Source organism: Thermodesulfobacteriota bacterium, assembly GCA_039028315.1.
Lineage (GTDB): Bacteria > Desulfobacterota_D > UBA1144 > Nemesobacterales > UBA2774 > CR02bin9.
In genome coordinates this window covers 1-1845 of record JBCCIH010000267.1, presented here as the reverse complement: position 1 = coordinate 1845, position 1845 = coordinate 1, and the positions used below count along the sequence as shown (strand labels likewise).

Here is a 1845-nt window from a genome sequence, read left to right as displayed (position 1 = left end):
CAAGATGCTGCCCTCGTCTAATCGAGTAGATCAAAGTAACGGCCGAGGCTCTTCTTAGCCATCTGTTTTTTGAGACCGCCCATTTCTTGAGCTTTGGAATATGCTCTGGATCGGCGTATACGAAATAGCCAAGCGAATGAGTACATAAATCATCGCAGTCGCTCCAATCATCCACATATGTTTTAAGCCATCCCTCAAGTAATTTAAAGTCCTTTTTTCTATAGTGTTTTTTTTGTTTATACATATACTGAAAAGCTATTACTTTGTGCTCATAAATTTTAGTACTTAATAGTGTTTCGCAAAACTGGATAATCCTATCAAGGTCAAGATTCTTAATGTTCTTGTAGTACTTATTACCGATCTTTCTTACTAGTGGAATTCTAACTCCAAGGTAGTTCTCAACATCCATACTAAAATACTCACCAATCTTGTCTCTGTACTGAGTATCAGCGTTTTGTTCCAAATCTGTGTTTATATCTGAGAGTGTCGTTTTGAGAAGGTCCATAAAAATAGATATTAAGTATTTATCATAAGCTTTTCACTACTTACCCAGTCCGGCTCAAGCATGCCGTATACAATATGGTCCACGTAATGATCGTAGAGCCACTCTGCGTCGCGGATTAGGCCTTCTTCGCGGAAACCAAGCCGCTGTGGTATGGCTCTGCTTCTTTTATTTTCTGTTGCGCACCTGATCTCAATCCTGTTAAGCCCCATACGTCCAAAGGAATAATCCAATACCTTAGAGCATGCTCTGGTGACCAGTCCCTTTCCCTGAAACTGCTCACCAATCCAGTAGCCAATACAGGTAGCCCGGTTTTGCCAGTCGATTCGGTGAAAACCTATTACCCCTGCTATGGAGCCCTTATAAGTCAGAGTGAACTGAGCAGTCTCATTGTTCTCATACTGCATCTGCGCAATTCTGATGAAATCTATGGTGTTTTGGAAATAGCGGTTGTTATCTAGCCAGGGCAGCCACTCTTTTAGAAAAGCTCTATTTTGTTCAATCAAATCAAAGAGCTCCTCCGCGTGGTCCTGGTTTAAAAGTTCAAGCTCGCTAGTATCATCTACTCTAAGCCTAAAATGTCCACGCATTCTCTAAATATACACTAAACTTTTTAAATCAACTAGACGCACTAGGCGGCATAAAAGGGTTGTCACCTTGAGGCTGGGTTGTCTGCGGCATCTGAGGCGGACTAGCAGTAGAGCTTGCAGCATTAGGAGTAGCTGAAGACAACATCTTATATACATATGCCCATGAAACAATTACGATTGGAACTGCTACAAAAAGACCAACTAGAAGTGCCAGAATTCCTGCAAGTACTATCAAAATTTGCAATAGTGCAAAGACAAAGAGATTCCACTTAGAGCCATCTGTGAGCCTTGTACTCTCTTTAAATGAATCAATAACGTCCATATCCTTATCAATAATAAGATATAGGCAGAACTGGTATCTAATAGCTAAATATATTCCCGGAACGATCAATAAAATAAAACCGACTACAATTATTATAAAGAACAGCAGATAAGCTAAAAGGTACTTAAAGAAAGTGGAAAGCGAGAAGGATAGAAAGTCGTAGGAACCTATTTTTTCATTTTCATAGAGCCTAAGCCCTATTTTGATTCCAAAAATTGATACAACTATTGATACAACAAAAGAACCTAAGTTAAAGAGCACTGACAGCGTAAGAAAACCGGCTTCGTCAAAAAGCTCGATAAAAAAACTAAAGAAAAATTCAACGGCAAAAACAATTATGAGGTAGACAATGAAAAAACCTAAATTATCTTTAGTTCTCTGCCAGCCAAATTTTATAGCCTGCTCTTTAGAAAATTTCTTCTCTGACATTT

At 39.0% G+C, this 1845-nt stretch carries 3 protein-coding genes; all 3 read right to left on the bottom strand.

What is annotated here, in order from left to right:
• The coding region (locus AAF462_11835) for a DNA alkylation repair protein (GenBank protein MEM7009813.1) at nt 1-505 on the bottom strand (505 nt) is incomplete at its 3' end.
• A gap of 11 nt (nt 506-516) precedes the next feature.
• Complete coding sequence (locus tag AAF462_11830) at nt 517-1092, bottom strand: GNAT family protein (GenBank protein ID MEM7009812.1); 576 nt, start codon at nt 1090-1092, stop codon at nt 517-519.
• 28 nt (nt 1093-1120) lie between these two features.
• A partial coding sequence (locus AAF462_11825) for a hypothetical protein (GenBank protein MEM7009811.1) occupies nt 1121-1845 on the bottom strand: 725 nt, incomplete at its 5' end.

Excerpts from the sequence above, each read along its gene's own strand:
- AAF462_11830 (MEM7009812.1), bottom strand. The coding sequence starts at position 1,092 with ATGCGTGGACATTTTAGGCTTAGAGTAGATGATACTAGCGAGCTTGAA.